The organism is Treponema vincentii, from assembly GCF_010365865.1.
GTDB lineage: Bacteria > Spirochaetota > Spirochaetia > Treponematales > Treponemataceae > Treponema.
The window spans coordinates 1,694,154-1,719,770 of record NZ_CP048020.1; the positions used below are offsets into that span (position 1 = coordinate 1,694,154).

The 25,617-nt window shown below is 47.3% G+C and carries 24 protein-coding genes and 1 tRNA gene; 10 read left to right on the forward strand and 15 right to left on the reverse strand.

The window, feature by feature from the left end; genetic code table 11:
• Window positions 1-14: 14 nt before the first annotated feature.
• Window positions 15-362: an HNH endonuclease gene (locus tag GWP43_RS07880; protein ID WP_162663704.1), complete on the forward strand. Its 348-nt coding sequence runs from the start codon at window positions 15-17 to the stop codon at window positions 360-362.
• Window positions 363-402: 40 nt separating this feature from the next.
• On the forward strand, window positions 403-987 hold the full coding sequence (locus GWP43_RS07885; protein WP_162664812.1) for a DUF697 domain-containing protein: 585 nt from the start codon (window positions 403-405) through the stop codon (window positions 985-987).
• Window positions 988-1,060: 73 nt separating this feature from the next.
• Here GWP43_RS07885 and GWP43_RS14840 read toward each other — a convergent pair whose 3' ends face one another.
• The 4 genes from GWP43_RS14840 to GWP43_RS07905 form a co-directional block, all read right to left on the reverse strand.
• On the reverse strand, window positions 1,061-1,348 hold the full coding sequence (locus GWP43_RS14840; RefSeq protein WP_230977605.1) for a type II toxin-antitoxin system HicA family toxin: 288 nt from the start codon (window positions 1,346-1,348) through the stop codon (window positions 1,061-1,063).
• Between the two features lie 91 nt (window positions 1,349-1,439).
• Entirely contained in the window at window positions 1,440-2,462 is a 1,023-nt protein-coding gene (gene tsaD, locus GWP43_RS07895) for a tRNA (adenosine(37)-N6)-threonylcarbamoyltransferase complex transferase subunit TsaD (protein WP_162663705.1), read from the reverse strand.
• 44 nt (window positions 2,463-2,506) lie between these two features.
• A complete protein-coding gene (locus tag GWP43_RS07900) occupies window positions 2,507-3,973 on the reverse strand; it encodes a divergent polysaccharide deacetylase family protein (protein WP_230977606.1) in 1,467 nt (488 codons plus the stop codon).
• Between the two features lie 218 nt (window positions 3,974-4,191).
• Window positions 4,192-4,265: transfer RNA gene (locus tag GWP43_RS07905), tRNA-Pro, on the reverse strand.
• Between the two features lie 217 nt (window positions 4,266-4,482).
• On the opposite strand from GWP43_RS07905, the gene GWP43_RS07910 reads away from it, so the two are divergent.
• The 3 genes from GWP43_RS07910 (at window position 4,483) to recA (ending at window position 7,279) form a co-directional block, all read left to right on the forward strand.
• Window positions 4,483-4,869 (forward strand): DUF4418 family protein, encoded by a 387-nt coding sequence (locus GWP43_RS07910; protein ID WP_162663707.1) that lies wholly within the window; start codon window positions 4,483-4,485, stop codon window positions 4,867-4,869.
• Between the two features lie 24 nt (window positions 4,870-4,893).
• Window positions 4,894-5,559: an ABC transporter ATP-binding protein gene (locus GWP43_RS07915; RefSeq protein WP_162663708.1), complete on the forward strand. Its 666-nt coding sequence runs from the start codon at window positions 4,894-4,896 to the stop codon at window positions 5,557-5,559.
• A 370-nt stretch (window positions 5,560-5,929) separates the two neighbouring features.
• Window positions 5,930-7,279: a recombinase RecA gene (gene recA / locus GWP43_RS07920; protein ID WP_162663709.1), complete on the forward strand. Its 1,350-nt coding sequence runs from the start codon at window positions 5,930-5,932 to the stop codon at window positions 7,277-7,279.
• Window positions 7,280-7,515: 236 nt separating this feature from the next.
• Here recA and pth read toward each other — a convergent pair whose 3' ends face one another.
• Together pth and dtd are read right to left on the reverse strand one after the other, a co-directional pair.
• Entirely contained in the window at window positions 7,516-8,133 is a 618-nt protein-coding gene (gene pth / locus GWP43_RS07925; protein ID WP_162663710.1) for an aminoacyl-tRNA hydrolase, read from the reverse strand.
• Window positions 8,134-8,149: 16 nt separating this feature from the next.
• Window positions 8,150-8,602 carry a D-aminoacyl-tRNA deacylase gene (gene dtd, locus GWP43_RS07930; protein WP_162663711.1) on the reverse strand — a complete coding sequence of 151 codons (453 nt, stop codon included), beginning with the start codon at window positions 8,600-8,602 and terminating at the stop codon, window positions 8,150-8,152.
• Window positions 8,603-8,783: 181 nt separating this feature from the next.
• Here dtd and rsmG point away from each other — a divergent pair, with 181 nt between their 5' ends.
• Window positions 8,784-9,476 (forward strand): 16S rRNA (guanine(527)-N(7))-methyltransferase RsmG, encoded by a 693-nt coding sequence (gene rsmG, locus GWP43_RS07935; protein WP_162663712.1) that lies wholly within the window; start codon window positions 8,784-8,786, stop codon window positions 9,474-9,476.
• Here rsmG and GWP43_RS07940 read toward each other — a convergent pair.
• The 4 genes from GWP43_RS07940 to GWP43_RS07955 form a co-directional block, all read right to left on the reverse strand.
• Window positions 9,473-10,222 (reverse strand): biotin--[acetyl-CoA-carboxylase] ligase, encoded by a 750-nt coding sequence (locus tag GWP43_RS07940; protein ID WP_162663713.1) that lies wholly within the window; start codon window positions 10,220-10,222, stop codon window positions 9,473-9,475. The two genes, rsmG and GWP43_RS07940, sit on opposite strands and share 4 nt — an antisense overlap.
• Complete coding sequence (locus GWP43_RS07945; RefSeq protein WP_162663714.1) at window positions 10,219-10,869, reverse strand: 3'-5' exonuclease; 651 nt, start codon at window positions 10,867-10,869, stop codon at window positions 10,219-10,221. Before GWP43_RS07945 ends, GWP43_RS07940 begins: the two co-directional genes overlap by 4 nt.
• Window positions 10,869-12,626, reverse strand: a complete 1,758-nt coding sequence (locus tag GWP43_RS07950) for a phospho-sugar mutase (protein WP_162663715.1) — start codon at window positions 12,624-12,626, stop codon at window positions 10,869-10,871. The genes GWP43_RS07945 and GWP43_RS07950 overlap by 1 nt, the downstream gene beginning before the upstream one ends.
• 344 nt (window positions 12,627-12,970) lie before the next feature.
• Window positions 12,971-14,014: a hypothetical protein gene (locus GWP43_RS07955; RefSeq protein ID WP_162663716.1), complete on the reverse strand. Its 1,044-nt coding sequence runs from the start codon at window positions 14,012-14,014 to the stop codon at window positions 12,971-12,973.
• 106 nt (window positions 14,015-14,120) lie between these two features.
• On the opposite strand from GWP43_RS07955, the gene GWP43_RS07960 reads away from it, so the two are divergent.
• From GWP43_RS07960 to GWP43_RS14850, 4 genes are all read left to right on the forward strand, one after another.
• Window positions 14,121-16,991 (forward strand): PBP1A family penicillin-binding protein, encoded by a 2,871-nt coding sequence (locus GWP43_RS07960; protein WP_230978154.1) that lies wholly within the window; start codon window positions 14,121-14,123, stop codon window positions 16,989-16,991.
• A 98-nt stretch (window positions 16,992-17,089) separates the two neighbouring features.
• Complete coding sequence (locus tag GWP43_RS07965; protein WP_162663718.1) at window positions 17,090-17,581, forward strand: deoxycytidylate deaminase; 492 nt, start codon at window positions 17,090-17,092, stop codon at window positions 17,579-17,581.
• Window positions 17,582-17,617: 36 nt separating this feature from the next.
• The gene (locus GWP43_RS14845; RefSeq protein ID WP_230977607.1) at window positions 17,618-17,917 is read left to right on the forward strand and encodes a hypothetical protein; all 300 of its coding nucleotides are present in this window, start codon (window positions 17,618-17,620) and stop codon (window positions 17,915-17,917) included.
• On the forward strand, window positions 17,907-18,053 hold the full coding sequence (locus GWP43_RS14850; protein ID WP_230977608.1) for a hypothetical protein: 147 nt from the start codon (window positions 17,907-17,909) through the stop codon (window positions 18,051-18,053). The genes GWP43_RS14845 and GWP43_RS14850 overlap by 11 nt, the downstream gene beginning before the upstream one ends.
• Before the next feature lie 131 nt (window positions 18,054-18,184).
• Here GWP43_RS14850 and GWP43_RS07975 read toward each other — a convergent pair whose 3' ends face one another.
• The 5 genes from GWP43_RS07975 to GWP43_RS07995 all read right to left on the reverse strand — a co-directional run bounded on the left by GWP43_RS07975 (window position 18,185) and on the right by GWP43_RS07995 (window position 25,617).
• Window positions 18,185-18,355 (reverse strand): hypothetical protein, encoded by a 171-nt coding sequence (locus GWP43_RS07975; protein WP_006188064.1) that lies wholly within the window; start codon window positions 18,353-18,355, stop codon window positions 18,185-18,187.
• Window positions 18,356-18,940 carry a methyltransferase domain-containing protein gene (locus GWP43_RS07980; protein WP_162663719.1) on the reverse strand — a complete coding sequence of 195 codons (585 nt, stop codon included), beginning with the start codon at window positions 18,938-18,940 and terminating at the stop codon, window positions 18,356-18,358. It lies immediately after the preceding gene.
• A gap of 101 nt (window positions 18,941-19,041) precedes the next feature.
• Entirely contained in the window at window positions 19,042-22,734 is a 3,693-nt protein-coding gene (locus GWP43_RS07985) for a DEAD/DEAH box helicase (protein WP_162663720.1), read from the reverse strand.
• A 134-nt stretch (window positions 22,735-22,868) separates the two neighbouring features.
• A complete protein-coding gene (locus tag GWP43_RS07990; RefSeq protein WP_162663721.1) occupies window positions 22,869-24,926 on the reverse strand; it encodes a hypothetical protein in 2,058 nt (685 codons plus the stop codon).
• A 22-nt stretch (window positions 24,927-24,948) separates the two neighbouring features.
• Complete coding sequence (locus GWP43_RS07995) at window positions 24,949-25,617, reverse strand: tetratricopeptide repeat protein (protein WP_162663722.1); 669 nt, start codon at window positions 25,615-25,617, stop codon at window positions 24,949-24,951.

Sequence of the window (25,617 nt, forward strand, 5' to 3'; positions counted from 1 at the left end):
GTAAGGAAGTTGTTATGAAGTTTGTCGATATTTTTAAGAAACTTGCCGAAGACGGCTTATGCGATAGCAGGGATATAGTGAACAAAATAGTTGGAGCTGATTATCGCGATATTTATTTTACGGAATATCCGAATGACCCCTATGTCTGTAAAGGTTGCGGAAAAATCTTTAGAACACGGGCGAATGAGTGTACTGTTGATCATATTATTCCGCGAAAATACGGAGGTACAAATAATATAGCTAATTTACAAATTCTTTGCAGAGAGTGCAATCAAAATAAAGGGCATCAAATAGACCGCTTAACGCTAAAATATGGCGGAGATGCATTAATAAGAGAGTTGAAAAAAATACTTCATTATTAGAAATTGCTGAGGTTACTAAATTAATTATAGGAGTAATAGTATGGATTATGAAGAATTGAAAAAAAATGCGGATGGAATAATTAATACGCATTTAGGATTTGCAATGGTTGCAGGTGCGGTACCGCTACCTATTGTTGATATTGCTGCAGTAACGGCAATTCAAATGGATATGCTGCAACAACTTGCAAAACTTTATGAAGTTGATTTTAACGGTGAGCGAGGCAAGAGTATAGCCTTATCGTTAATCGGTTCAACATTCGGAACAACACTTGGAAGACTTGGAGCCAGTGCAGTAAAAACAATTCCCGGGATAGGAACGATATTAGGTATAAGTTCACAAGTAATCCTATCAGGAGCAGCGACCTTTGCAATAGGAAAAGTATTCCAAAGTCATTTTGAGAATGGCGGTAACTTTTTTGATTTTAATGTAAGATCAATGAAAGAGAAATTTGAAGAATTCTTAAACATCGGCAAAAAGGTTGCCAAAGATCAACAAAAGAATGAAAATAAAAATGATATACTAGCGACGATAGAAAAATTAAAAGAACTGAAAGACAAGGGAACTATTAGTGAAGAAGAATTTGAAAAAAGTAAAACGGAATTACTTGGTAAACTTCATGGCTAACCTCACACCCGCTTCAACCTGACATTGCCTTTGCGGCAATGCAGGTTAAGCGAAGGTAAGGTTAGTTCTGCATTTAAACTTTAACATCAAAAAACAAATTGGGAGAAGATGCTCGAAAGCTGTTCGGCGTTGTGTCTTGGAAAGTACAAGATTTAGGAGCGGTTTGTGTAGCAATCTCTAAAACTGAGAGAGACCAAAAAGCTATTAGCTCCGCGCAGCAAAGGCCTATAAATCCATAATTAAACAAAACTTCCAGGACAGCCCCGTTCCCTGTATGTTTATATTGATTATGCGAACCTTTTGATGTAACAAAATACCAGCCATCGGCCTTTAGTATCTTCTCTATTTCTTTTGCCGTCATTTTACGTTTCAATATATCATACAACACTATATGTATAACAATCAAGCAATGAGGAAAATATTGATTGTGTATGGAAAAGCAGAAATACGAGCTATGTTGAGGCGGATTTCCGGCGTTTAAATCCTTCGACACGGGCGCTTGCAGGGCAATCGAGAGGGCTCCTGTCGCCACGCACCAAATAGCGGTAGCCTACTCCGGCAATCATGGCGGCATTATCCGTGCAGAGCTTGAGCGGTGGGAAGATGCACGTTAAACCTTTTTGTTCGGCGAGTTTTTCACGAAGCAGCGAATTTGCAGCAACGCCGCCGCCTGCGACAATCGTGTGCAGTCCCGTGTCTTCTACCGCCCGCAGCAGGGAACGCAGTAATATTTTAACGGCTCTCGATTGAAAGGCCGCCGCGATATTTTCGGGCGTTTTTTCATATCCGGGATTCCAGAATTGATCGATTTGATTGATGACTGCGGTTTTTAATCCCGAATAGGACACGTCATACCGGCGGCCGGATTCGTGCAGTACCGGCATCGGAAAGTTTGCAGCCTTGGGATCGCCGTTTTTCGCCAGCCGGTCAATAATTACGCCGCCCGGATAGCCGAAATCGTAGAACTTCGCAACCTTATCGAATGCTTCGCCCGGCGCATCGTCGATAGTACTACCGAGCACTTCGATTGAATCAAAATCGTATACTTTACAGATAAGCGAATGGCCGCCCGATACCAAAAGACCGAGGTAGGGATAAGGAATGTCCTGCTCAAGATGCGCTGCGTACAGGTGCCCGAGCATGTGGTTTACGGCAATAAACGGTTTATTGCATGCCCATGCGAGGGTTTTCGCAAAGGTCAGCCCTACCAGCAGCGACCCCATCAGCCCGGGCCGATTGGTAACGGCGATACCGTCTATCGATTGCAACGTTTCACCCGCTTCCTGCAAAGCAGTTTTGACAACCGGCAATATCCATTCGGTGTGCTTGCGGCTCGCAATCTCAGGCACGACACCCTTATACGCTTCGTGAAATGGTATTTGAGTCGCCACCACAGAGCTGATGATTTTATGTCCGTCCTCCACGACGGCGGCTGCCGTTTCATCGCAGGAGCTTTCTATTCCAAGTATCTTCATTCTGTTGTTCCTATTGTTCCATGATTGACTTTGGACATTCTCTTTTAGTTGCCGAAGTTAACTGTCCCTTTTTGTGCAACTTGAGCAATTGCCGAAAGTGAAAATCCGTCTTCGATAAGTGCAGGATACATCTCGGTTAAAAGCTCTGCAAGCTCAACCGTAAAGACATGGCCGATCATGATGGCAGAGCCTTTCTGTCTCGCAATGCTCAACCCTTTTTTAATTTGCGTTTCCATTGCAGCGCGGCTTTTATCGTTATCAATAAAAATTGCCCGTTCCCAGACAGCCATATTTTTCTCCTTTGCAACCTTCGCAACGACTGACCGAGCGGTTGTCCGCGAATCCAAAAAGAATATATGTTTTTCCGCTACGACATCCAAAACCGCGCTCATCGCTGCCTCGTCCGCCGTCATCAGTGAGCCTTCGTGATTATTCATCCCGGCTACCGGCCAAATTTCTTCGAGATTTTTTCTGACGATATTTTTGATTTGCTCCGCAGAAAGTCCCGGCGTCACCGCCCCCAGTCCCGGATTAATATGCAGATCAACCGATTGCATCGGCTGGTGCAAAATAACCTGTTTTCCGGCTTTACGTATCCGCCGCGCCGACTCGCTAGAGTACCGCAATCCGGGTAAAACTGCAATAGTACAGGGGAATGGCAGCCGTAAAAAGTACTCGAGCTGGTCGAGATTGTGCCCTGCATCGTCAAACACGAAGGTGAGGTTCCCTGCATAAGGGGCAGGCTTGCGCGGCTTTTCCGGTTTTGCAGCAGGCTGCACCGGCTGCACTTTTTGCACGGTTTTTTTCTTATCGGGTACGGCAGGTTTTTCCGGTACACTGTTTTTCTTCGATGCGGTATTTTTTTTATCAGATGCAACGGATTTTTCCGATACGGTATTCTTTTGCGGAGCCGGATGGACTGCCGGCTTTTCTTTCTGCGCAGTACCTTTCTGTGCAGCAGAAGCGGTGCGGGATGCAGGCACAGCGGCAGGCGAATGGGGAGCCGGTTGTGCAGCCGGTGTTGTTTTTTTTACAGCAGGCGCTTTCTCCTGTGATGACTCCGTTTTTTGCTGCGCTGTCGGTGTATTTTGCCGTTTTTGCTGCACCGCGGAATCGGTATGCGGCTGTGTTTGTGCAGCAACCTGCGACACGGTAACCGGCGGTGAAGGTTCTTGTGCTGCCGTAAGCGGTTCATTCCGTTTTTGTTCAGTTGACGGTATTTCCTTTTCAACCGGAGTTTGCGCTTGAACCGGTTCGGATTTTAATGAATTTTTAAGATTAGGCACTAATTTTAACACTAAAACAAGATTAAAACCCAAAAGCAGAACGCACAATATCACCAATGCGGCAATAATATTCCCTCTCGAACGCTTCTTTCGGGCGGTTGAACTGCGCGGCTTTTTCTTTGTTGTTGTACTGCTGCGGCTCTTGGTTTTTGACTGCCCCTTCGCCGCTGTTTTTTTAGGTGTCGTTTTTTTGCTTGTTTTTACTTTATCTTCTTTTTCGGACATAGGCGAAAGCATAAAAACAGCGCGGCTTAATGTCAAGCGGCATTTATAATGGTAGCCCCTATCGGAAAACCTCTAAAAACCGCAAGCCTATCAGCTTGTTCTGTAAGGAAATCATTTACCGTATATGCTAATAAATCTCTATGCTTTAAGATAGAGCCGTTTTAATGAAAAGATATAATAAAAGTATGATAGGGATAGAAATAAAATAGAGAAAATAATCGGGCAAGCCGGATTTGAACCGGCGACCCCAAGTCCCCCAGACTTGTACGCTAACCAACTGCGCTATTGCCCGTTTTGTTTCAATGACAGAAAGAGATATTATCGATAAAATTCCGTTATGTCAATACGCAGTGTTGCATCATACGTCACATTCTGTCCCGAAGCAATCGATAGAATGTTCAAAGAATAATGTAACCATCGATTGACTTTTACCGTATTCTGTATATACTAGACATATTCGATAACTTCGTTGTCGAACAAGTTTGCTAATATACTTGTGAGGTTATACTATGAAAAAATATATTGTAGGAATGTTAATTATTATTATCGGTTTACTCGTTCTGTTTGCTCCCTTCGGATATGCCCATGTCTGTTTTCCGAAAGCTGACGGCGGTTTTATGAAGTGCCATTGGATGGGCGAGGCTGTCCGAATGCTCGGCGGTTTAATTGCTGCATTAGGCGTCGTATTCTTACTGTTCAAGAGTTCCCGCATCGGTATCGCATTTTCCAATATCGGGCTCGGTGTTTGTCTGATATTATTGCAAACGGTTGTTATCGGTACATGTAAGACTGCAACTATGCATTGTAATGTTTATACCAAACCTGTCATTTTACTGTTGGCAATCATACTGATAGCCATTGATGTCGGGTATCTGTTCGTTAACAGAAGACGATAAATTTTACCATTGGATTATTACGGTATGTTATTGCAAACAAAACAACTTTCCAGAACGTTTACCAGAAGCGGTTTCGATTTTTTTGCCGTTAAGGAGGCCGATTTCACTATCGATTCTTCCGATTTTGTCTTTATTGTCGGCCGCTCCGGTTCGGGGAAAACGACACTGCTTAATCTGCTTTCGGGAATTTTAGAGCCGACTTCAGGTACGGTTCTTTTTGAAGATAAAGATATTACGCTGATGAGTGATACCGAAAAAAGCTATTACCGTAATGAGTCTATAGGATTTGTTCCGCAATCACTCGGCGCCTTGCCGAATCTGTCGGTACTGGATAATGTGCGCGTCCCGTTTTTTTTATTTAGCAGGGACGGCGATACCGAAGGGAGGGCGCTCAGTTTGTTGGAAGTGATGGGAATAGCACATCTAAAAGATGAAATGCCGAAAAATCTTTCGGGCGGAGAATCAAAGCGGATGCTTATCGCGCGTGCATTGATGAATGCGCCCAAGTTGCTCATCGCCGACGAACCGACGGCAAACCTCGATGCGGAAACGGCAGCTGGTGTCATGCAGGCGGTAAAAGATGTAAACAAGCTCGGAACTGCCGTGCTGATTGTAACGCATGATTCCACTATCTTGGATCCGCACTGTACAACCTACCGCATGGATGCCGGAACCCTTTCAAAAGTCTAGGTCTTCCATAATATTGCTTTCTTATGTGTCTTATGCTATAAATTAAGACTAAATGATAGTCTGTATACATAGACGCCTTATCAGCAAAATTGATAACAAGTGTTTTTATAAATGATTACAGCAGTATTGTCAGCTGCCCTTCCGATTAAAAACACATCGGTCAGGAAAAAATTCGATTCTTTGTAAAAATTTCTAAAAAAAGTGATTTTCAGCAGTTTTTTTAAGCCAAAATCGCAACAAAGACATATAACAAAGATAAGAAGTAATGCGACGGGGCAAGACGTGCCGGAAGCAAAAACACTTTTGCAGAACGTCATTGGTAATGTTCTAACGGTACCAGCCGAGCGCACATAATTATGGAGGCACAAAAATGGCAAAAACAAAATCGGAAATAAATCAGGTAACCAATATTACCGATGCTGATGAAAAGCTCAAAGCGTTGGAGGCTGCGCGTCTGCAAATTGAAAAACAATTCGGACAAGGGTCGATCATGAAGCTCGGTTCAAAGACCGAGACGAGCGGTATCGAAGTAATCCCGTCAGGGAGTATCTTGCTTGACGAAGCGCTCGGTATCGGCGGCTATCCGCGCGGCAGAATTATCGAAATATTCGGTCCGGAGTCATCGGGAAAAACCACGCTTGCGCTCCATGTTGTTGCAGAAGCGCAAAAACGGGGCGGTATTGCAGCGTTTGTGGATGCCGAACATGCCCTTGACCCGCAGTATGCGCAAAAACTCGGTGTCAATATCGATGAGTTGTGGGTCGCCCAGCCCGATGCGGGAGAGCAGGCGTTGGAAATCACCGAAAACCTCGTCCGATCGGGTGCGGTGGATGTCATCGTCGTGGACTCGGTAGCAGCCCTTACGCCGCAAGCGGAAATTGACGGTGAAATGGGCGATTCACACATGGGATTACAGGCTCGTTTAATGAGTCAGGCGTTGCGGAAGCTGACGGCAATTATCTCACGGTCAAAATGTATTCTCATCTTTATCAACCAAATCCGTATGAAAATCGGTATTGCGTACGGTAATCCTGAAACCACCACCGGCGGTAATGCGCTCAAATTCTATTCCTCGGTACGTATCGAAGTCCGCAAAGGCGAAGTGCTCGGCAAGGATGAGGATGAAGCATGGGGAAACAAGGTGCGCATCAAAGTTGTCAAGAATAAGGTCGCGCCGCCGTTCCGAAAGGTTGAGCTGGAAATCCTGTTCGGCAAGGGAATTTCTCCCTACGGCAGCTTGCTGGACTGCGCGGTAAAATACGAATTGATAGACAAAAAAGGTGCATGGTACTCGTATAAAGAAGATAAGATTGGACAAGGGCATGACAACGCCGTAAAATTCTTGGAAGACAATCCCGATGTTGCAATCGATCTTGAAAAGACCTTGCGCGCACAGCTGTTCCCCAACCAAAAATATGTGTCAAGTTTTGTAAAAATCGATCAAGCCGCCGATTCCGGAACTGCGGGCAAAACGCCGTCCGGTTCCGGCACCGGCGAAGCGGCTGCGGCAAAGGCGGCGGGTTCCGTAAAACCGGAAGTGGCAAGAACTGATAAAGAAGCTGATGCTCAGGCCGCTCCGGCAGGGAAAAAATCCATGCTCGAAAAAGCAGCTCTCGCTAGCGGCAAAACTGAAAGCTTGAATGCCGATTCTGCAGCAGTATCCGCTACGCATAAATCAAAGCCGGGCAGCACTTTTGACGGCGACAACGAGCTCTTTTAAACAGCCTGATATCACAGGGTAATCGCATCAGACTGTTTTGCTGTATTTCCCGCAGAATAATGAGGCCGTTCGACCAGAGTTGAACCTCTTTGCGGTTCAAATGGTCTCACAGCCTCATTATTCTGCGATTCTTATGTATAGGTTCTGATACGATTACCCTGCTGCAGAAAAAGATGTGTGAAATTTTAGGAAAATTTCACACAAAAGGAAAACAATCGCATCAGACTGTTTGAGGGTTACGCTGATGTGTCGGGCAGTATCTTAGTCCATGCGGGAAGCAGCGTTTGCGGCTCCTTCCGCTCGGTGATGAGTGCGGTAAAAAGCGGTTCCAGCTGAGGCAGCGCCGCATCCAGCAGGGTAAATTCTTCTTGAGAAAAAGGAGACAGCACATAGCCTGCGATATCGGGATGATCGGCGCTGCTGCTTTTTTTCCCGCCGGGACGCCCGATACCGATCCTGAGCCGCCAAAAGTCCGGCGTACCCAGCGCAGCCTTTATTGAGCGAAGCCCATTGTGTCCGCCGAGCCCTCCCGACCACTTGAGACTCAAGGCGGCAGGCGGCAGTTCGAGTTCGTCATGCACGACAAGTATTTCCGCCGGAGGAATTTTAAAGAACTGGGCAGCTTCTTCCACCGCTTCCCCCGATAGGTTCATATAGGTTTCAGGCTTTAAAGCATGGACAGCCTGTCCCCCGCTCACTGTCGCCGGAAACCGCCCGTACAGTCCGCGGAACTTATGCTGCCACGAAATTCCCCCGCAAATAGATAAACGATCCGCAGCAATCCATGCTGCGTTATGCCGGGTTCGTTCATACTCCCGCCCGACATTTCCTAAAAATGCTATTAACGAAATCATCTTTTTTGACCTGTAATTATTCTTTTACCTTCGTGTCGATTATGATCGTAACTGGTCCGTCGTTGTGAATTTCCACCTGCATATCCGCCCCGAATTGTCCGGTTTTTATCGGCTTACCAAGCGCTTCGCTCAGTTTGCGGATACAGCATTCATAGAGCGGGATTGCAATCGAAGGCTCCGCCGCTGCATTGAAGGACGGGCGATTTCCTTTCTTCGTACTGGCAAACAGGGTGAACTGACTGACCAGCAAAATGTCTCCCTGCACATCCGCAAGGGCACGATTCATCTTCCCCTCATCGTCTTCAAAAATCCGCATCTGTACGATTTTCTTAACCAACCAATCTATATCGTCCTCAGTATCTTCAGGACAGATACCGAGCAAAATCACAAAGCCCTTGCCGACGGTCTGCGTTTCAAAACCTTCAATCGCCACACTTCCCGACCGTACCCGCTGTATTACTGCTCGCATGACACACGCTCCTCATTCCGTATATCCATACAATAAAATACACCTTTAGTCGTATAATGAATACTTCGAGCCATTTTTTCCTCTCTTATTGATTATATCCTGCCGTCTATGATGTATCTCAATTGTTGCATTTCGAGGCCGCTTCAGTTATATTGGACGGGCATCGGGAGTGCGCTCTACAATGAATACACAAAACACGGAACTTTTACAAGCGGGATTAACCGCATTACATATTGAAGACCGGCAAGGCAAATTGGCAGATATGTTAACGCGATACATTCGCGAACTTGAAACGTTTAATGCCGCATTTAATTTGATAAAGGTGCAAAACACTCAAGAGCTGATTATCAAACATATCCTCGACAGTCTTGCGCCCTGGGAAGCGTTAGCACACAGGCTCGATTCACAGCAAACCGAGGGCACCTGTACTATTGCAGATATCGGTTCGGGGGCGGGGCTGCCGGGTATTCCGCTTGCATGTCTGTTTTTACTTAAAGATCCGAGCATTAAATTTACGTTAATAGAGCGGATGCACAAACGATGCGCTGTTTTGGAAAATGTACAAGCCATGCTAGGGCTAACCAATACCACCGTGCTGGAATCCGAGGCAGAAAAAGCTCCTGCCGATTATTTTGACATTGCCGTATTCCGAGCCTTTCGGCCGCTTGACCGCGCAATGCTTGCTACCCTGCAAAAACGAATTCACAGTACCGGTATCTTAGCGGCCTACAAGGGAAAACGCACCGCAATTGAAGAAGAGATGCAAGCTTTGGACGCTTATAAGCCGGACTATGAAGTAATACCGGTACAAACACCTTTTTATGACGCGGAACGGAATCTTGTTATAATTCCCAAGTGCCGCGAGGATGATTAACAGAGCAATTCTCCCGAATAGTACCGGCGTTCTTTATCCTCTTCCGTAATGCACAGCGCCCCATCCGGAGCGATACCGGTAAGGATACCTTCGATAATATCGTTTTCCTGTTGCCCGCGCATAAAGCGTACTATAGAACCTCGCTTCCAAAGCCGGCGGCTGATTTCTTCATTCCAATCGCGGCAGCTAAGACATTCCTGTATGTGAGTCAGCAGCGCAGGAATAAACACTTCAAACGTGGGGCATTTATCGGCGCCGATAATCATTGCAAGCGAAGTTGCCGTGTGTTCTATGCTCCGCAAAAAAGCCGTTTGAAGCAGGTTGATACCGACACCGGCAAGAACACAGCCGCCCGCGCTTTCGCACAGGATGCCTGCAGCTTTTTTACCGTTGATAAAGATATCATTCGGCCACTTAACGGCAGTCCGTACGCCGGAAGGCAAAAACGAATCGAGTGTTAAACTAGCGGCTAAGCCTATCCGCAGCGTAAAATCGGTGGATGCGGGTTGCCTCAAAATAAGCGTACCGAGCAGGTTTTCCTCTGCAGGGGAAAGCCACTGCCGATCGGCCGTACGCCCGCGCCCTTCCGTTTGATAACCGGCATAGATGAATGTCCCATCCGGACACCCCTCCGCAAGGCATTCGCGAGCAGTCTGTAATGTAGAATCGGTACGTGCGTAATAATACACAGGCGCATTAAAAGGGTTCGTGATTGAGGTTGTTTCTCGTTTTTGTTGAGGTATCAAAATAAACTCCGTGAATAATCTTTCTCTTTTTGCTCCGTTTCGGGGGCTAACAGACTGGCAACATCCGTTTCCGTACGGATTTTTTCTACCAGCTCGGGATTGTTTTTTAAAAATCTACTTAATATTTGCTCAAACAATTCCATGCAGACGCGGGCATCGTCTTCGGCACGGTGAGCCTCCAGCGCTGTAATACCGAACTGTACGGCAAGATCCTGTAATGCATAGCTGGATAAACCGGGAAATACTTCCTTTGCAAATATTCGCGTATCGACGGCTTTATTGGTTAAAGGAAATTTTCCGGCGCGCTTTAACTCCGCATTAACATAGTTTATGTCAAATGGAGCATTATGCGCAACTAAAACACCGGTACCGATAAAATCGAAAAAGTCAGGAAAGACATCAGCTATCAGCGGCTTATCCTTCAACATCTCATCGGTGATTCCGTTGACCTTGCCCGCCTCCTCCGGCATCGGCATTTCAGGATTGATAAGCACATTGTACCGGGCAATAACACCGCGTTGGTCGAACTTTACCGCACCGATTTCTACAATTCGCCCCGATACGGGATCAAGTCCGGTCGTTTCGGTATCAAAAGCGATAAAGGCTACCGTGTCATATACGGCAGCCAACCAATCATAACTGGTCATTAGACGATAGTGTCCAACGCTTGAGCAAAAATTTTAACCTGCTGTTCTGCTTTGGTCTGAGCGGCGGCAACATCCTTACCCTGTACCGGCTGCGGATGGATGATATAAAACTTGATCTTGGGCTCGGTACCGCTCGGGCGGATACTGATAATCGTTCCGTCTTCAAGATAATACTGCAACACATTACTTACCGGAAGATGTACCGCTTCTTTTTTATCAGGTGTCAACGGGTTGTATGAACATGATTGATCGATATCGCGGATGGTTAGAACCTTTACGCCGGCAATATCCTTTAATGCGGAAGTACGGAGCTTTATCATCATATTTTTCATAATTTCAACGCCTTCCGCACCGGGAAACACCTTGTTGATGGTTTTCTCGCAGAAGAGGTTATGCTGTGTAAAGAGTTCGTTTAAGCGATCTAACAAGCTCTTCCCTTGTTTACGCCAATAGAGCGACATCTCGGCACAGAGAGCAGAGGCAGCAATTCCGTCTTTATCGCGGATTTCCATCCCGAAATTATAGCCGTAGCTTTCCTCAAAGCCGTAAATGTAGTGATACCCTTGTTTGGAAATTTCATCAGCTTTGTTGCAGATCCACTTAAATCCCGTTAAGCATTCAAAGGAAGCAACCCCGTAGCTTTTCGCAATACGGTCACACAGATGCGATGTTACAATAGAACGAACAATGGCAGGTTTTGCCGGCATAACACCGAATTCTTTTGCAGTCAGGCAGAGGTAGTCGGCAAAAAGGGCGCCCATCTGGTTGCCGGTAATAAGATGCATTTTTCTGTTGCCGTCTTTTACCGCCGAAGCAAAACGGTCGGCATCGGGGTCGGTTGCCATCAGGATATCGGCGCCTTCTTTTTCCGCAAGTGCAATCGCCATTTTAAGCGCAGCAGGGTCTTCGGGATTGGGGTAGCTGACTGTCGGGAAATTGCCGTCCGGCTGACGTTGTTCGGGTACGGTGATGATGTTAAAGCCCATATCGCCGAGTACTTTTTCGACATGCATCGCACCGGTACCGTGCAGCGGGGTGTAAACAATTTTTACGGACTTTGACATCTCTTTAATAAGATCACCGCGATGCAGCTTGGCCTTAACGCTCGCCCAATATTTTTCATCTATCTCTTTATCGATGATGATGAGTTTACCGCTCTTAATCGCTTCGTCGCGGTTCATCATGTTAACTTTTTTAACAGCATTGACCTTGTCGATAATGCCCTTATCGTGGGGTGGGATAACTTGTGCACCGTCATTCCAATATGCTTTGTATCCATTATACTGCGGCGGATTGTGCGAAGCGGTAACGACTACACCGGTATCGCAGCCGAGGTGGCGGATTGCATAGGAAAGCTCCGGTGTCGGGCGTAATGCCGAAAACAGGTACACCGTAAAACCGTTTGCCGCAAAGATGAGCGCGGTTGCCTCTGCAAACACATCCGAATAGCGGCGCGAATCATGCGCGATAACTGCTTTTAGTTGGCCTTTTTTTGCCTTTTCGGGAAAGGTTTCGATAATATAGTCAGCAAGCCCTTGAGTTGCCTTCTTAATAACCGTAGGATTCATCCTGTTTGTTCCGCCACCGATAATCCCGCGCAAACCGCCGGTACCGAATTCCAATTGACGGTAGAAGCGGTCAAACAGCTCTTTTTCATCATTCTTTGCGATGAGCGCTTCCACTTCCTTTACAAATGTAGGATCGGTTTCCTCTGCTATGTACTGTTTTGCAGAGGTTAGAATTGTTTTACTATCCATAATTGAGTCTCCCTCTTAATCAACAACCCCGACGCAAGCGTCGGGGTACAGTGCTCAATGTTTCGCACTGTATGTTCTATAAGGTGGTTGCAGTCGGCTTTAATACCCTTTGTTACGACGCAAGCGTCGGGGTATTAAACCCTCCGCACGAATAATCACAACGTTTAAATATCTTTAGGGTATCTTTAAAAACTTAATTTGCTTTCGGATACCGCTATTTATTTAGTGTAATCTTTTTTTATAGATTACGCAAGGTAAAATATCAAGAGTGTCAGGAGATAAAAAAAGGGCAACCGTACTCCATACCGGATTTTTAATACGGTCACCCTTCGCACGAATAAATACTATCCGTTTTGAGCTTTTACCGAATCCGCTCTAACCCAGCCTTTTTTTTGCTTGTTTTGGATATAGAGCCATTCAACGCCACTCTCGGAATCTCCATCCTGTTTAATATATTTGCGGGTGGCAGTGGCCGATGTTCCTGCTTTCAGCATATTTACCGTTCTTGCAGAATCTTCATCGGGAATACTTAACAGATTGGTATCTTCGATAGCCGTAACCTTTTCACTGATTTTTTCAACTGTAAGCTCTTTCATAAAATTCTCTTCTTTTATCATAATTTCAGAAAGTGACTGTAAAACCGCAATGGTATCGCTATAGGGAGAACCCAGTTCAATTGCATTCTGAAACAGCTCCGTCCGGATGGTATCGTTTTTGGATTCCATCGCAACCTGAGCGAGGATCATAGCCGAAACACTCATTTCATCCATTTCTACCGCATCCCGTTTTACATATTTGTCTTTAATACTCCATGAACTAACCAGTTCAGGATTATACGCTGCAATTTTAATAAATTTACTGTCCGGCTTTTCAAGGCTGTCTTTATATACCGCAACAATAGCATAACGAGGAATGAATTCGTCGGTCATAGCCGCAAGGGATTCCGATTTATACAGCACGACGTCTTGTCCCGAAATAAAGGCCGCTACGGTATCGGGTTCATAAGAATATTCTTGTATCCAATAGCGCTGCCCGTTAAGCTCGACATGAAAAAATGTCCGCTTTTGTCCGTCGGTTCTTACAGCTTCTTTCTTTTCTCCCAAATAGAGCGCTTTATCACCCAGTGAAGCCTCAGCAGTCCACTTCATTTTTCCTTCGTCGTTTTCCGTATAAAGCCCCGCATTGTTCACATAAACGACTCCGCTAATATCCATAGCATTCCCCATACCGGACGCAGACTCTTGTTTTGCATCCATATGGTCGACTTTTTGTACTTCATCGACCGGACTATTCTCATTATTCGTGCTTTGCCTTCCATTTTTTGCACATGATACAATCTGTATAATCCCAAATACGGCAAACAGAACTATCTTATTTAATCTTTTCATTTTATATGCTCCTTGCAGCTATTATTATTTGATAGTAACAAAGTGTCAATATTGCACACACAGGTATATGCTTGAAAAAAAAATGATTTTGTGCTTTTATAGGCACATGCGCGGACGCACCGTCTTTTTATATATTTATCTTATTATTGTTTTTACCGTGCTTGTTGCGGGTTCGGCAATGCTAGGCTATCTTTTGGCAGAAACAGCAGCCGTAAAGCAAAGCGAACAATTCACCGCTTTTAATCCCGATTTACCGACCCGAATACTTGATATACGAGGAGACTTAATCACTGAATTCTCGTCCAATGAAAAACGGGAGATTATTAAATTCGAGCAGATACCCCCCGCATTGATTAATGCACTGCTCGTCCGTGAAGACCGCAGCTTCTATCGACACCGAGGCTTTACTTTAAAAGCTATTTTTCGTGCCGTTATCGGAAAGCTCACCCATAGAACACTCGGCGGCGGAAGTACCATCACGCAGCAAATCGCAGGGCTTCTATACTGCGACCGCACCGATATGAGTATTTCGCGAAAGATAAAAGAACTATGGTGGGCGATTCAAATGGAACGCCGGTATTCAAAAGACGAAATTCTTGAACTTTATTTGAACAAAGTATATTTTGGCGGTGGAACCTACGGTGTTAGCGCCGCATGCCGTTTTTATTTCGGCCACTCTGTAGCGGAAATTACCCCTGCAGAAGCAGCGATACTGGTTATTCAACTGTCAAGCCCCGCTAAATATAATCCCTTTGAATACCCGAACGTTGTACAGGAACGCCAGAGCTATGTTCTTGATGAGATGGTGCGCCTCGGCTATCTTACAAAAGAGGAAAGAGACGAGTCCTACGATGAGTATTGGGCTCACTTTGACTATACCCGCACTGCTTCGTCTGCATGGTTTAATCGTGAAGACAAAGCCCGCTGGTTTTCCGAATATGTACGCCGCCAGCTTGAAACGATGATGTACGGTACGATGGATTTTTATTCTGACGGCTATATCGTACATACCACTTGCGACCTGCGTCACCAAGCAGCAGCAGAAAAAGAGATGGGTGACTATATCCGCATTGCAAACACCCGGGTAAAGAATACCCGATCGCACCGCTTTGCTCAGAGCGAACTATACAGCAATATCACTGCGCTGGTTTCACTCGCCTTTAATATTCCGGCACTCCATATCGACTCCGAACGAGTTCAAGCAAAAACACTCTCCTACTACCGCAGCGATTTGAATCCTATTGTGGATATGGCGGCAATGCTCTTCGGCTTAAACAACCTCAAAATTACCGGCACAAAAAGCACCGCAAAGGTGCAAGATGAGCTTGCAAGGAAGACGGTTGAAGGAACGCTCATCTGTTTGGAAAATAATACAGGCTACATTACAGCGCTCGTTGGAGGAAGTAGATTCGATGAATCAAACCAAATGATACGAGCGACACAAGGGCGTGTTCAGCCGGGGAGTTCCTTTAAGCCGCTTCTGTATTCCGCAGCTTTCGACACCAAATTAATTACACCGGCAACAGTGCTGGAGGATACGCCGCAAGTATTTCAAAATCAAAGCGGTGTCCCATATATTCCGAACAACTATGCAGGGCATTGGCAGGGCACAGTTCTCGCATGGCGAGCACTGGCAAGATCGCTGAATATTCCTGCGATTAAGGTACTTGATACAATCGGCTTCGATGCGGCAATCACTCGATCCGCTGCTCTGCTCGGCATCACCGATCAGGACGAAATAGACCGTACATTCCCACGAGTATATCCGCTCGCTCTCGGCGTTATCAGCGTTGCTCCCATTCAGATGGCAAAAGCGTTTGCCATCTTTGGAAACCAAGGGCGGCGGGTTGACCCCATTGCCATCCGTACCGTAGAAAACCGTAATGGTACAATCGTGATGGATCCCGAACGGGATTTACGGCTGGAACAGCGGCGGCGGGGAACTGCAATGCAGGTTATCAGCCCGCAAAATGCCTATCTTATGACATCGGTACTACAAAAAACAATTACCGCAGGAACACTTATGACTGCTTCCGGTAGCGGGTCAAAATTCCGCTTTAAGGACAAAAAGAGCGGTAAGTATTTTTCCATGCCTATTGCAGGTAAAACCGGTACAACTCAAAACTGGTCGGATGCATGGGCGATCGGTTATTCTCCGTATTATACCGCCGCTGTTTGGTTCGGATATGACAAGGGAGGGCAGTCGTTGGGACTCGACAATACGGGTGCAATGCTCGCAGGACCTCCGTGGGCAAACTTTATGAAAGCGATCCATGAAGATATGCCGTATCGAGATTTTATTCGACCCGAAACAGGATTAACCACTGTGTCGGTTTGTTCAAAATCAGGAATGCTGCAAACACCTTACTGTAATGAGGGGACGGTATCGCTCTACTTTTTATCCGGTACGGAACCGACAGAGGCTTGTACCTATCATGAAGCCAACAATGTACTGTTGGAAATTGCAAAAGACCGTCTGCGCAAAAGTAATTACAGTACAGGACAAACACCGGTCGACATTATTAAAACGGATGTACTTATTGACCCACGCATTTTTGAAGATCCTGAACCAAGCAAACATAGACGGACAGGGAATGCTTCCTCTTATACAACAGATCCATTTATAACCGATGAACTTACAGTGCCTTCCGACTCCAGCAACGTTTTGGAACCCGACCCGTTATTACATTCGGGTGAAGATAATTCTTCAACAGAGCCGCCGGTGCTTACTCCACAGCAAGAGCAAAATACACAAAATCCCGGAATTCAGCCCGGGCAGACTTCGGGACAATCAGGAGTGAATAATACGATACAACCACCGATTCCTCAAACGCATCCGGATTCGGGAACCATCGACGAAGGAACTCCGGTACCGTCTTTTCCACCTATAGAATCTGACCCGTCCGGTAGCGAATCCGAAACACAGGAACAGAATAACGGTGCGATACAGGGAGAAGGCATCAACCCGTGGTTGTAACAGGGTATCCTATAAAAGTACTGTTAGATTTTTAAGATGTCTCAGCAGTGTTATGCCAAGAGCCTTAGACCCTACGCAAACACATATCAGGGGGAAACATGACTGAAGAACCGTATATCCGCCCAACATGGGACGAATACTTTATGGAAGTGTGCCGCGCAATCGCGAAACGTGCAACGTGCGACCGCGGTAGATCCGGATGCGTCATTGCACGGGATAATCAACTCTTGGTTACCGGCTATGTGGGTGCTCCCCGCGGATTGCCCCATTGCGACGATGTTGGACATCAGTTTAAAAAGGTGCAGCATGAAGACGGTTCCGTAAGTCAACATTGCGTCCGTACTGTTCATGCAGAACAGAATGCAATTTGCCAAGCAGCAAAGCGAGGTATCAGTATCGACGGTGCAACGCTCTACTGCAAAATGACTCCCTGCCGCACATGCGCGATGCTGATTATCAATTGCGGTATAAAACGAGTTATTGCCGAAAAACGATACCATGACAGTGCCGATTCAATCCAGATGTTTAAACAGGCAGGAGTTGAGCTTGAGCACCTGAGTGATAATGTCGAAGAATATCAAGGCCAATAGCACTTTTGAAAATAGCGCATCTATGAGGAAAAAACTATGGCTGATATGTTGGTAAACTTGCTCCGGCTGCCTCCGGCAGAAGAGCTTTACGCAGAATTACAGCGTAAATACGATGTGCATATCCGGCGCGCGATGACGCCTGATAAGTTCCGAATCGTTGAATGGGTAAAAGAACATTCCACTTTAAGCGCAGCAGGCGAATGCGATACCTGCTTTTCCCGCATACCGGTGAGCTGCTTTATTGCTACCCGCGGGCAGAACATACTCGGATATGCGTGCTATAACGCAACCGCGCCCGACTTTTTCGGTCGGCCCTACAAAGGTATTGGAAGATGAACAGGGGAAAGGAATCGGCAAAGCGCTGCTGCTCGCATCGCTCCATGCCTTACGCAACGAAGGGTATGCCTATGCCATTATTGGAGGAGTCGGCCCCGAAGTCTTCTATCAAAAAAAACCGTCGGCGCTGTATTGATTGACGGCTCTACGCCCGGTATTTACAAAGACTTTCTGCCGAAACTCTAGGCCGTGGATCCTGTGTTTTTATCCCAAAGGTTAGCGATGGGAGCTGCGCCGAAGGCGTTCCGGAACGAAAGGGTATAACATTTATTTTTCTGCGTAAATGAGGCTGCTTTGGATATAGGTTTTTATTGCCAAGCCGTGTCCCCATTTCTTTGCGTATTCGTCTGAAACGTCTTTTGAACGTATGATTATGTTGATAAAGCCGATTTTTTCAAAGGTGTCTTTTATCTGCTCCGCAGACCAAGCTCCCCCCACTCACGTTTTTACCATATCGGGATCAGAGATCCATTCGTGCGGCAAAGCAGCCTTTAAAGTGATGTCGGAAATCGTGACTCTTCCGCCTTTGCGAAGACAGCGGTAAAGCTCTGAATACACTCCATATTTATCCGTTGACAAATTTATCACGCAATTACTCATGATGAGATCGAGGGAACTATCGGAAAGCGGAATATGTTCAATTTCGCCAAGTATAAATTCGCAATTGGTAAACCCGTTTTTTACGGCGATTTCCGAAGCGCGGCTGATCATAGTTTTTGAGCTGTCAAGCCCGAAAACTTTTCCGTTTTTACCGACAGCTTTTGACGCTATAAAGCAGTCAAGTCCTCTTCCGCATCCTAAGTCAAGGATGGTTTCGTTTAAGCGGGGCTTGGCAGCTTCTTGCGGATTTCCACAGCCGAGTCCGAGGTCGGCCTCTTTCGGAATGCCGACCAAATCTTGTGCGGCATAGCCTATCGAAGTCGTTATCTTTTCAGCCTCACCATGTACGGAAAGGCTTCCCTGTGCCAGATTTTCGTAATGCTCTTTGACGGCTTCTTTCACCGCATTCTTATCGTAACTCATTCAAATGATTATATCCCCGCTTGCTCTTTTAGACTATACCGTTCCATGTGAACTGTTTACAATGAGGCATCTCCTAAAACGCTTAAGTGTGTTGCGGTTCTTTACTGAAACAACTCGGCAAGTTCTTCATTGCTCATCTTGCCGATCCACGATTCGCCGCCGCTCAAGGTCATCTGAGAAATATGCCGCTTCTTTTGAATCATCTCGTCGATTTTTTCTTCAAAGGTACCGGCGCAGATAAAACGGGACACAAACACCGTGTTGTGCTGCCCGATTCGGAACGCGCGGTCGGTTGCCTGATCTTCTATCGCAGGGTTGTACCAGAGGTCAAAGTGGATAACGCGGGTTGCAGCGGTAAGGTTTAAGCCGGTACCGCCTGCCTTGAGCGAAATCAGAAAGATGCGCTGTGCCGGATCGGTTTGGAACGATTCAACTGCGGCCTTCCGTGCGGTAAGCGGCATCTGTCCGTGCAAGAGGAGCGGCTCATCTCCGAATTGCTCATGTATCAGCTTCCGCAGTAAAAAGAGCGTTTGCGTGTATTGGCTGAAAATCAAGGTCTTTTCGCCGGCGTCCAATATTTCGCCGAGCAGCTGCATCAGCGCGGCGGTTTTTCCGGAAAGCGCTATATCGGTCTGAAAGCTGTCATCGTAGACATGGGGATGGTTGCACACCTGCTTTAAGGCGGTCAGCAGTTTCAGTACCAACGCATTCCGCTGAATCCCATCTTCCGTCTTCAATACGCTTTTCAGCTGCGTTTCAACAAGGCTTTCGTACAGCGCGATTTGCTCCGGCGTCAGGCGACAATATTGCGGTGTAATCACTTTTTCCGGTAAGTCGGAAATAACGGCAGGATCGGTTTTAAGGCGACGGAGTAAAAACGGCGCGGTAATTTTTTGAAAGGATTCCGCAGTCTCCGCATCGCCGTGCAGCTCGATGGGTATGCGCCATTTTTTACGGAAGGTTTCCGCAGAGCCGAGATAGCCCGGAATGATAAAATCGAACAAGGCGCGCATATCCTCAAGGCTGTTCTCAACCGGCGTACCGGTCATCGCGATACGGGACTGTGCCTGCACAAGCCTGAGCGCTTGGGCGTTTTTGGTCTGCGTATTTTTAACCGCCTGCGCTTCGTCGATAATCAGACAGTCAAAGGTCTTTTCGGAAAGTTTTTTTACATCCCGCCGGAGGGTCTGATACGTCGTAATATGAATGTCAGACTTTGCGGAAAACCGCCGCCCCTGTCCGTGCAAGATTGTACAACGCAGCGACGGAGCAAAGGTGTGCAGCTCATGTTCCCAGTTCGGCAAAAGACTCGCCGGAGCCGCGATAAGGATGCCGCTATGCTCAAAGCCCTGTTCTTTCAATTTGAGAATGAGGGCGATAACTTGCAGCGTTTTACCGAGTCCCATATCATCCCCCAACAGACAGCCGAAACCGCTTTTAATGGTAGAATAGAGCCACTGAAAACCTTTTTCCTGATACGGCCGGAGCGTCGCCTGCAATATGCGGGGTACCGCGGCATCCGTTTCCCGAAAGAGCGAATAAGAAAACGGCGCTCCGTCCGCCATTACGGTATCACCGGTCAGCGTCCCTTGAATAACCTCGTTGATGTCGGGTCTTTCGTGCTGCATGGTTTCGAGAAGGCGCGCCGTATGTTCGGGATCGACAAGGATGTAGCGGTCGTTGAATTTCACCAAACCGCTACTCTGCTTCATCAATGCGCGGAATTTCTTGGCGCTGATGACGGTATCGCCAAGCATAATGCTGCGGTCATAGTCCATCAGGTTATCAAGGCTGAGGTACGACTGTACAGCGCCGGCTCCCTTTTGTCGTTTCAGCTGGAACACCGCCCGCGGTTTCAGCGCCCGCTGCAGTGTCTTAGGCAGCACGACCTCTATCCCAAAACGGGAGAGGAGCGGCGCCGCCGTCCGTAAAAACACCGCCGTCTCTTCCTGCGTAAGCGGAACCGACTTTTGCCCAATCATCTCCGTTAATTTCGGCAGATATGCGGAAAGCGCAATCGCGAACTCCACCGTTTTACTTTCCAGCTGTACGGAGTCGGCGATACGGGAAAACGGTACGAACCGGTTGTTCGTTTCTTCGCTGTGGCAAACCTCGGCGGAAATCTGAAAGTCGGATTTTTTCGCTTCCTCTAAAATGAGCCGAAAACGGAGGCTGTTGCTGTCGTAGTAGAGCGCGGCAAGCCAGCGGGTAATCGATGCGGGAAGGCGGCGCATACCCGGCGCCTTCGTATTGATAGTCGCGCCTTGGAAAAAGAGAGCCGCAATTTCCTGTTCCGCTTGGCGGATACCGGCGGGCATAAAACCGGTAGTATGTACATATTCGGTGAGGAACGCCGTCAGCAGCAGTTCGGCGCAGTACCGCCTGCCCCAGCTCTTAACTTGCGGAAAAAATGCTTCGGTAATAAAGGAAGCGCAGCGGTCGATTGCTGCGGAAACAGCCTGCGCCGAAGTCAGCGGCTTCCAAAATATCGCCAGTTTCCGCGTTACCGGATCGAGGTATACCGCCGGCAGCAGCGCAGACTCGGCGGCAAGCCGCTCTCCGAGTGTCAATACCGTATATGCCGCCTTCATACCGTCCGGAGAATCCGTAAGGGGTGTAACGCCGCGCAACAGGTGAAGTGCTTGCACGAGTGTCAGCGCGGCCTCCGTACCGTTCGGAAGCCGCACGCGGAGCTGCAACGCTGCTTCTTTCTGCAAGGGGAAAGCCGGAACCTCTGTCGTTTTTTGCGTCGGCAGTTTTGCCATATCGAGCCGAACCGGCGTGTACAAAAGGCGGCTTGAATCGCACAGCGTTGCCGCCGATGCGCAGCCCGTACCGGATTTCATTAAAACGGCAATCCGCTGCTCAAGCGTCAACTCGAATTCTTTGTTCTGCCGGACAATCAGTTTATGGTATAGCTCTTTAAAGGCTGCAACCAAGTCATCATCGTAGAATGGCGTAAGCGGCGGAAGCAGCGCAGAAATCAGCGGTAAAAACGATTCTTCAAGCGGAAAGCGAGGAAGCTCAGCCGGTACGTCCTGTGCAGGCTCATCCGCACAGCGCAGGGATAACGGCACCGGATGTTCGTATTCGGGTTCTGACGGCACTAAAAGAGACGATGCTTTAGTTGCCCTACCCGCCGCGCCGGATTGCCTCGCTTTCCTTTGCGCTCCAGCAGTTGTGGCATTACCAGTTGCCGGTGCAGTATTATCCGCCGGTGATGCACCCTGCTCCGGTACGGCGGTTAGAGCCGGTTCGATGGACATATTCCCTGCGGTGGGCAATATCTTTTCCCGCAGTTCGGCGAGGTCGATTCCCGCAAGCTGAAAGAGGAGCCGCGGATCGTGGTCGATTTCTTTCGCCAGAATATACAGCACCGCGGCGATGTGTTTACACAGGGAGGCGGAGTCGGGACAGGAGCAATCGCTTTCGATAAGGCTCCAGCGGCGGGGAATAAACCGTATATCCTTTGCCTCAAAGAGCGTTACAAGACGTTCCGTCATCGTACCGCTTCCCAACGCGATGAAGTCGGCAGGATGCAGTGTTAAGATCTTTTCCAATTTTTTTTGATTCGGTTCGGAAATACGGGGAAAGGTGAGCGAAATATAGTACCACGGGTCGTAATGCCCCGCAACACGGGCAGCAACTTTATTGCCGGTAATAACGAGGGAATCTACCTTACCGGTATTCGCATAACTTTTTCCCCGCGAAACCCGCCCGTTGCCGTCATAACTTTCGATCATCCTTAAAAACCATGCGCCCCACGGCGTCATTCCGTACTTACTGCGTGCCATAGACTGATCTTATCGGATTTTTAGCGAATAAGCCAGCTGTAAAAGTAATCATCATTATGAATTTTATTCAGTTAGACCGGCGTATCATTCTGCAAAACCGAACAATACGCCGTGTATTCGCGGAACGTCCGGTTTTATTCCAACGGAGCAAAATAGCCGGTTTCATCTCGGCCCGAACGAGTTAAAAGTCGTACCTCAACTTCGACGGGCAAATAGGCACGGCCGAAGTCGGTTGGCAATGTAGAGGTGTAACTCAGCTGATATGAACCTACCGGTTTTGCAATTAAGTCTTCAATAATCGGAGAAAGCCCCTGTTCGGCATAAATGTACGTGCTCATTCCACCTGTCTTTGTACAAAGATACGCCAACTCAGGTGGCAATGTCCGCGGTTTTAGGTTAACCGCATAAAACCGGATACCGTTGTTAGTTATATACGAGGCAAGATCATTTAAGCTGTACTGCTTAAAGCTGTCGGAACCGATATCTTCAAACGATAAGAACACGATAGCCCGCTTCGGAGCCGCATTAATAAGCTCTCCGCTTGCCAACCGCAGCGCAAGATCACAGTTCCATACGGGCGACCACGCCGCCTTTAATTTAAGCGGCTGCGATAAAAGCGCTTCGGGAGAAAACTTACCTTCCAGCACCGGCAATTGAGACGCCGACACAAGAGAAATTTTTCCTTTCCCTTGCATTGCCTCGGCAAGCTCTTTTACAACCGTCTTAACAAGCTCAAATTCCTTTTCCGACTGAGGAGAGCGCTCGATTACAACAGCAATATCACATCCGGTATTGAGGTAGGCGGCGCCTTTTAACGTAAAGTCATTAACCTGTCGATTTGATTCGGTCAGGAAAAAATTATTTTCCGTTAAGCCGACCAGCGGCTGCCCCATCCGGTTTTCTACGCGGACATCGACGGTTACCGTCGGAAACTTATCGGCATAGACACGGTCAAAGCGGACAAACAAGCCGCCGGCCAATTCGTTGATATGAGAAAAGACTTGAATATTTCCGTTTTTATAATCGGCTAACAAAAGGCTGCCGTTGACATCGGGAATTGCCGCGGTTACACGGGCGGGCGCATTCCCTAAACTCGCAACGGTATACAAACTTGCTAAGCCGATATCGACCAAGTACACCTTATTGGCGCAGGACACCAGCAGATTGTTTTTCCATACCCGCATCGACTCCGCCTGTACGACACTTCCGTCCGGCAGCAGCGTTCTAATATAGTTTCCCGCCGTATCAAACACATAGATAGAACCTTTTACCGAATCCGCAACGTAGACCAAATCATCTAAGATTGCGATCCCTGCCGGAGCGGTAAAGCCCGGGAATATGCCGCTGCGCTGCCCGAAGGTAAAAAGCCCTTCTCCGTCCGGAGAAAACACCACGACGCGGGCGTTGCCGAAATCCGTTACAAAAATATTTCCGTAAGAATCGTGCGCTAAAAACTGAGGGCCGATGCACTGTCCGTCTCCCCTGCCCTTCGTACCGAACGACTTAATGAATTTTCCGTCTTTGGTAAGCAGTGAAAGCCGATCGGCAGCAAATTCTGAGATAAGGAGATTTCCGTTTTTGAGCGGTAAAATATCGAAAGGACGGTCAAATCCTTGCAGCGGGCCACTCGTCCGGTCGAGTATAATTCCGTTAATATCGAAGTGCACCAATTCGTTGGAACCGTAGGCAACCACCCAGAAACTGCCGTCCCCCATTGCCGCAACTGAAAGCGGCTGTTTAAAAAAGACTTCCGATCCATGTTTGGATTCAAACACGGCGGTTTCCACATAGCGTACCGATTCCGCAAAATCGGGCTGAGAACTGCGTCGTTCTTTCACAACCTCTATTTTATTTTTTAAAAGCTGCCCGCCGTATCCTGAGGCAGACGCCGCCGACCATTGCTCAAGTGCTGCCCCCTCTATACCGGAACGGTAATAGGCTTGTCCGAGCCAATCCAAGATGAGCGGATCGCCGGGGATATGCGTGAGAGCTTTTTCAAATAGCAGGATAGCCTCATTAAATGTCCCGCGATAATATGCCTGCACGCCGCGGCGGAATTCTTCAAATCCGTGATCCCTATCGGCGGAGCTCAATCGGGGTTGGAGGCTGTTGGTTTGCGCAGTCAGCGCCATACCGCCGCACAATAAAAGCAGCATTAAACCGGCTGTTTGCAATAGTCTCTTTATACGCATGATATTTATCCTTTTTTTAAGGTTACCCATTCATAATACGCTGCAAGTGGCGTTTAATTATTATATTATCGGGAAGTTGTTCATTCGCCCGTTGGATATATGATCGAGCTTCGGTATCAAAACCCATCTTGTAATATGTCCATGCCAGCGAATCCAAATAAGCGGGATTATCGGGCTGCGCATCAAGCGCTTTTTTACACAGAATTAAGGCGCGAGTTAAATCTTTTTCGGTATCGGCAAGGATATAGCCGAGTCCGTTAAGCGCGGTCGGATTATCAGGATCGAGCTCCAACGCTTTTTCATAAAGACTCAAAGACTTGTCTACTTTATCCTGCTCATACGCCAAATACGCCATCGAAGTATGCACCTGCGGAGAATCGTACCCTGCATCCAGAAGTTTTGAAAGCTCGAATTCCGCAAGACGAGCACGCCCCGTTTTTGCATAAATAAAGGCTAAAATAAGTCTGCATTGATATACACGGGCGATATCGGTTCCGGCAGTGATAATCTGTTCCAAATAGACAAGCGCATTGTCATATTGTAAAAGGCTCGCATAACAGAGGCCGATATAATACGCCAAATCAAAATTGAGCTCAACATCTTTAGAAGATATCTTTAAAAATGCGGTAAGCGCTTCTTCATATCGATTTTCCCGATACAACTGTATGCCTTCTTTAAGAACCGTATCCAT